The sequence below is a fragment of the Nocardia sp. NPDC060220 genome (assembly GCF_042727815.1).
Taxonomy (GTDB): domain Bacteria; phylum Actinomycetota; class Actinomycetes; order Mycobacteriales; family Mycobacteriaceae; genus Nocardia.
In genome coordinates this window covers 1-6,564 of the sequence record NZ_JBHWZY010000360.1, presented here as the reverse complement: position 1 = coordinate 6,564, position 6,564 = coordinate 1, and the positions used below count along the sequence as shown (strand labels likewise).

Genomic DNA, 6,564 nt, shown 5'->3' with positions numbered 1-6,564 from the left:
GGTATGTGGCTCTCGGCCGCCGCCCAGCACGCGGTGGTCGCCGTGGATCCCGAAAGCTCCGTTCCCGCACGCACTCTCACGGCATGGACCACCCGGTTCCTCGGCATGGTGCGCCCCGGCGCGACCGTGGACGTGCGGGTGGAGCGGATCGCGGTGGACGCGGGCGCCGAGATCGTCGAGGTCTCCTGCCGCGTCGACGGTGACCTGGTCATGACCGCGACCGGGCGCACCGCCGCCCCGAAGACCGTGTACGCCTTCCCGGGCCAGGGCATCCAGCGCAAGGGGATGGGCCTGGACGCGCTGACCCGCTCGAAGGCGGCCAAGCGGGTGTGGGAGCGTGCCGACGCGCACACCCGCGAAGCCCTCGGTTTCTCGATCCTGGCGGTGGTGCGCGACAACCCGACCTACCTCAAGGCGCGCGGTGTCGAACATCGGCACCCGGACGGCGTGCTGCACCTGACCCAGTTCACCCAGGTCGCCATGGCCACCCTCGGTGTCGCCCAGGTCGCCGAGCTGCGGGAAGCGGGCGCGTTCGTCGAAGGCGCGATGCTGGCGGGTCACTCGGTCGGCGAGTACAACGCCCTCGCCGCCGTCGCCGGTGTGCTGCCGCTGGAGGCCGTGCTCGAGGTGGTGTTCCAGCGTGGCTCGGCCATGCACGAGCTCGTGCCGCGTGACGCGCAGGGCCGCAGTGACTATCGGATGGCCGCTATCCGCCCGTCGCAGATCGGGCTGCCCGACGCCGAGGTGATCGACTTCGTCGACGGCATCGGCGCCGAGACCGGCGAGTTCCTCGAAGTGGTGAACCTGAACCTGCGCGGCTCCCAGTACGCCATCGCGGGCACGGTCGCCGGGCTCGAAGCGCTCGAGACCGAAATCGATCGCCGCCGTGCGGAATTCGGTGGCAAGCGGGCTTTCATCCTGGTGCCCGGCATCGACGTACCGTTCCACTCCTCGGTGCTGCGCGACGGTGTGCCGGAGTTCCGGCACAAGCTCGAGCAGCTGCTGCCCGCCGAGGTGCACCCGGAAGTCCTGGTCGGACGCTACATTCCGAACCTGGTGCCACGCCCGTTCTCCCTGGATCGCGCGTTCCTCGCCGAGATCGCCGAACTCGTGCCCTCGGAGCCGCTCGTAGCCGTGCTGGCCGACTTCGACAGCTGGGCCACGCGCGATGCCGAGCTGTGCCGGGTGGTGCTGATCGAGCTGCTGGCCTGGCAGTTCGCCAGCCCGGTGCGCTGGATCGAGACCCAGGATCTGCTGTTCACCGACACCGCGCACGGCGGTCTCGGGGTCGAGCGCTTCGTCGAAATCGGCCTCGGCGCCACCCCGACGGTGGCGAACCTGGCCTCGCAGACGCTGAAGCTGCCCGCGTTCGGCGGGGCGACCGTGGAGGTCGTCAACGTCGAACGTGACGCCGCGGTCGTCTACTCCACCGATACCGATCCGGCCCCGGTCGACGACATCGACGAGACCCCGGTCGAAGCCGCGGCCGCACCGGCGGCGGCACCCGTCGCCGCCGCCGCTCCGGTGGCGACCGGCGGCCCGCGCCCCGACGACATCGCCTTCAGCGCCGCCGACGCCACCCGTGTGCTCATCGCGCTGTGGACGAAGCTGCGGATGGACCAGATCGGCCCGGTCGACACCATCGAAGGCCTGTGCGACGGTGTCTCCTCACGCCGCAACCAACTGCTCGTCGACCTCGGCGCCGAACTGTCCCTCGGCGCCATCGACGGTGCCGCCGACGCCGACATGGGCGCGCTGGCGGCCACGGTCGAACGCCTGGCCCGCACCTACAAGCCGTTCGGCAGCGTGCTCACCGACTCCATCGGCGACCACCTGCGCAAGGTCTTCGGACCGTCGGGCAAGCGGCCCGCCGCCATCGCCGACCGGGTCAAGAAGGTCTGGGAACTCGGCGACGGCTGGGCCAGCCACGTCACCGCGGAGGTCTCGCTCGGCACCCGCGAAGGCGCCAGCGTGCGCGGTGGTGACCTCGGCGGTCTCGCCGGTGGTGCGCTCGGTGATGCCGCATCGGTCGACGCCGCCATCGACGCGGCCGTGCAGGCCGTGGCGGCACGGCGCGGTGTCTCGGTCTCGTTGCCCTCGGCGGGTGGCGCGGCAGGCGGCACCGTCGACGCGGCGGCGCTCGGCGAGTTCACCGAGCAGATCACCGGACGCGACGGCGTGCTCGCCACCGCGGCGCGGGTGGTACTCGAACAACTCGGCCTCAGCGAGAAGATCAGCGCTCCCGAGGCGACTGACGACACTCTCGCGGACCTCGTCTCGGCCGAATTGGGTTCGGACTGGCCGCGTCTGGTCGCGCCCGCGTTCGACGCCCGCAAGGCCGTTCTCATCGACGACCGGTGGGCCACCGCCCGCGAGGATCTCGCGAAGATGTGGCTCGGCGACGACGCCACCACCGCGGAACAGTCGATCGACGGATTCGCCGGCGCCGGTGAAGCCGTGGCCGCCCAGGCGAACTGGTGGCGGCAGCGGGCCATGCACGAGGCCCGTTCGGTGCTGGCCGGGGTGTACGCGCAGATCGCGAAGACCGCGCTCGACACCACCGAGCCAGGTCTGTGGTCCGACGACCTCGCCGTGATCACCGGCGCCAGCAAGGGTTCCATCGCGGCAGCGGTCACCGGCAAGCTGCTGTCGGGCGGCGCGACCGTGGTGGTCACCACGTCGAGTCTCAACGACGAGCGGCTGCGGTTCTACCGCTCGCTCTACCGCGACAACGCCCGCCACGGTGCGGCGCTGTGGGTGGTCCCGGCCAACATGGCCTCCTACCAGGACCTCGACGCGCTGATCGACTGGGTCGGCACCGAACAGGTCGACAACGCGGGCGGCGCCAAGATCAAGGTCAAGGACGCGATGACCCCGACGATGCTGCTGCCGTTCGCGGCGCCGCGCGTCGCCGGTGACCTCGCCGACGCGGGCGCTCGGGCCGAAATGGAAATGCGCGTGCTGCTGTGGTCGGTGGAACGGCTGATCGGCGGCCTGTCGGCCCTCGGCGCCGACCACGACGTCGACGCGAAACTGCATGTGGTGCTGCCGGGTTCGCCCAACCGTGGCTTGTTCGGCGGCGACGGCGCGTACGGCGAGTCCAAGGCCGCCCTCGACGCGGTGGTCTTGAAATGGAAGGCCGAGAAGTCCTGGGCCGAACGCGTCACCCTGGTGCACGCGCTGATCGGCTGGGTGCGCGGCACCGGGCTGATGGGCCACAACGACCCCATGGTCGAGGCCGTCGAGAAGGCGGGTGTGCACACCTGGTCGACCGACGAGATGGCCGACGAACTGCTCAAGTGGTGCACCTCGCGTGCCCGCCAGGTGACCATCACCGGCCCGCAGCAGATCGACCTCACCGGTGGTCTGGCGCGTGCCAAGCTCGACCTGCCCGCGCTCGCCAAGCAGGCGCAGGAGGCCGCGGCCGAGAAGGTCGAAGAAACCGCCACCGTCGCGACGATCGCCGCACTGCCCGCCCCGCCGACCCTGAGTTCGGCACTGCCGGTGCCGGAATGGGCCCCGGTCACCGCGGAGCTGAGCGACATGGTCGTGATCGTCGGCGCCGGTGAGCTCGGGCCGTACGGCTCCTCGCGCACCCGCTTCGAGATGGAGGTCGAAGACGAACTGTCGGCCGCCGGCGTGCTCGAGCTGGCCTGGACCACCGGTCTGATCCGGTGGGAGAACGAACCGAAGCCCGGCTGGTACGACACCGAATCCGGCGACTTCGTGCCGGAATCGGAGGTCGCGCAGCGCTACCACGACACCGTGGTCGAACGCTGCGGTGTGCGCCGCTACGAAGACGACGGCGCGATGCTCGACAACGCGGCCCCGCTGCTCACCTCGGTGTTCCTCGATCAGGACCTGTCGTTCACCGTCGCAGGCGAGGCGGAGGCACGCGCCTTCCACACCGCCGATCCCGAGCACACCGTCATCGCGCCGGTCGCCGATTCCAGCGACTGGACCGTGACTCGTCAGGCGGGCACCGAGATCCGGGTGCCGCGCAAGGCGAAGCTGTCGCGTGTGGTCGGCGGTCAGATCCCGACCGGCTGGGATCCCACCATCTGGGGCGTCTCGGCCGACATGGCCGCCTCGATCGACCGGGTCGCGCTGTGGAACATCGTCTGCACCGTCGACGCGTTCGTCGGCGCGGGCTTCAGCCCCGACGAGCTGATGAGCTGGGTGCACCCGAGCCTGGTGGCCAACACCCAGGGCACCGGTATGGGCGGCATGTCCTCGATGCGCTCGCTCTACGTCGACAACCTGCTCGGCGAACCGCGCCCGAACGACATCCTCCAGGAGGCACTGCCCAACGTCGCCCTGGCGCACGTGGTGCAGTCCTACGTCGGCAGCTACGGCGCCATGGTGCATCCGGTCGCGGCGTGCGCCACGGCGGCGGTCTCGGTCGAGGAAGGCGTCGACAAGATCCGGCTCGGCAAGGCCGAGGTCGTGGTCGCCGGTGGCTTCGACGATCTGGGTATCGAAGGCATCGTCGGCTTCGGTGACATGTCGGCCACCGCCGACTCGGCGAGCATGCGCGCCAAGGGAATCAGCGACCGCTACTTCTCCCGCGCCAACGATCGCCGCCGCGGCGGGTTCGTGGAATCGCAGGGTGGCGGCACCGTGCTGCTGGCCCGTGGTGACGTGGCCGTGCAGATGGGTCTGCCGGTGCTCGGCGTCGTCGCCTTCGCCCAGTCCTTCGCCGACGGCGTGCACACCTCCATCCCGGCGCCGGGTCTCGGCGCATTGGGTGCGGGGCGCGGCGGCAGCGAGTCGCGACTGGCGGCCGAACTGCGCAAGCTCGGCGTGACCCCCGACGACATCGCGGTGATCTCCAAGCACGACACCTCCACCGCGGCCAACGACCCCAACGAGTCGGAGCTGCACGAGCGGCTGGCGGGCGCGCTGGGTCGTACCGAGGGCGCCCCGCTGTTCGTGGTCTCGCAGAAGAGCCTCACCGGACATGCCAAGGGCGGCGCGGCGGCGTTCCAGCTCATCGGCCTGTGCCAGGTGCTGGAAAACGGTGTGGTGCCGCCGAACCGGAGCCTGGACTGCGTCGACGAGAAGATGGCGGGCTACCCGCACCTGGTGTGGGCGCGTGAGCCGCTGCGCTTCGGCGAGAAGTTCGCGCTGAAGGCGGGTCTGGTGACCTCGCTCGGCTTCGGTCACGTGTCCGGTCTGCTCGCGGTGGTGCATCCGCAGGCGTTCCTGGCCGCGATCGAACCGGCCGCGCGGGCGGAGTACCAGGAGCGGGCGCAGACGCGTCAGCTCGCGGGCAGGCAGCGGTTCGCCGAGGCCATGTGCGGCGGGTCGGCACTGTACGAGAAGCCCGCTGATCGTCGACTGGGCGCCGACGGCACGCCGGCCAAGCAGATCCGTCAGCTCGAGGCCGACATGCTGCTCTCGCCGCAGGCGCGTCTGGACAGCGACGGCGTCTACAGCGCGAGCGGATGGGGTTGCGGCACCGGGCAAATCACCCCGCAGCCGACCGAAGCGTCGTAGGCTGCCGCTTTGTGACGATTCTCGGTATCGGCTTGGACTTGGTGACCATCTCCGAGTTCGCCGAACAGCTGCAACGGCCCGGGTCGACCATGCTCAGGGAGACATTCACCGCTGGTGAGCGTCGCTACTGCCAGAGCAAGCAGACCGACCCGGACCGCAGCTTCGCCGCACGCTGGGCCGCGAAGGAGGCGGTGCTCAAAGCCTGGGCATCGTCTCGTTTCGCCCGCAGTCCGCAGATCGGCGACAACCCGTATCCGCTCATCGAAGTCGTCAACGACGCGTGGGGCAGGCCCAGCATCAAACTCCACGGCCTCGCCGCGGAATTCCTGCCCCGCGTCCGAGTGCACCTGTCCCTGACCCACGACGGTGATACCGCCGCGGCGATGGTGGTGCTGGAAGACCCGGGTGAACTGGCCGATCTGATCGACGGCCGGGGCTAGAAATCGCGAACCGCTAGTGTTCCTCGGCGGTTCGCGATTCTTTTTCCGCCACCAGTAGATACGCCACCATGAGGCGCTTGAGTTCGGCGACCGCGTCGGTATTCGACTGGTTTTCCTGTACCGAGAAATTCAGCATCGAATACACGACGTGTACCAGCACTTCGGCCATCATCGTGCGCCGGGCGCGCGGGGTGCGCGGGGTCAGCGGCCGCAGCATCTGCGAGACGACCGCGGCGAATTCCTTTTCGTGCAACGCGCCTGTCGCGCGTGTGGACGGGGTCGACTGCATCGCCAGCCACACTTCGCGCCGTGACGGGTCGGTGGTCCACAGGTTCGCCATGTGGTCGACGAACTGGTTCATGTGCCGCAACCAGTCCAGTGAGGGCACTTCACCGTGGAAGTCGGCCAACTCGCGGGAAACCGCAACCAGGTCTTGCCGATTGAGTTCACAGACGATCACGTACTTGTTGGCGAAGAACTGATACAGCGTGCCGATGGGCACCTCGGCGCGCTGGGCGACCTCTTCACAGGTGAACGACTCGAAACCCACCTCGACCAGCAACTCGCGCGAGGACCGGGGCCGAGCGACCTGACCAGTTGGGTCACTGGTCAGGTGACCTCTCAC

General features: G+C 69.6%; 3 protein-coding genes. 2 read left to right on the top strand and 1 reads right to left on the bottom strand.

Annotation, left to right across the window (positions count from 1 at the left end; translation table 11 throughout):
- Both ACFWF3_RS19350 and ACFWF3_RS19345 read left to right on the top strand, forming a co-directional pair.
- Positions 1–5,499 (top strand): acyltransferase domain-containing protein (locus ACFWF3_RS19350; protein WP_379314719.1); only part of this gene is annotated, 5,499 nt, incomplete at its 5' end.
- 11 nt (positions 5,500–5,510) lie between these two features.
- The gene (locus tag ACFWF3_RS19345) at positions 5,511–5,939 is read left to right on the top strand and encodes a holo-ACP synthase (RefSeq protein ID WP_378994563.1); all 429 of its coding nucleotides are present in this window, start codon (positions 5,511–5,513) and stop codon (positions 5,937–5,939) included.
- 13 nt (positions 5,940–5,952) lie between these two features.
- Here the strand turns inward: ACFWF3_RS19345 and ACFWF3_RS19340 are convergent, their stop codons facing one another.
- A complete protein-coding gene (locus ACFWF3_RS19340) occupies positions 5,953–6,564 on the bottom strand; it encodes a TetR/AcrR family transcriptional regulator (RefSeq protein WP_379314718.1) in 612 nt (203 codons plus the stop codon).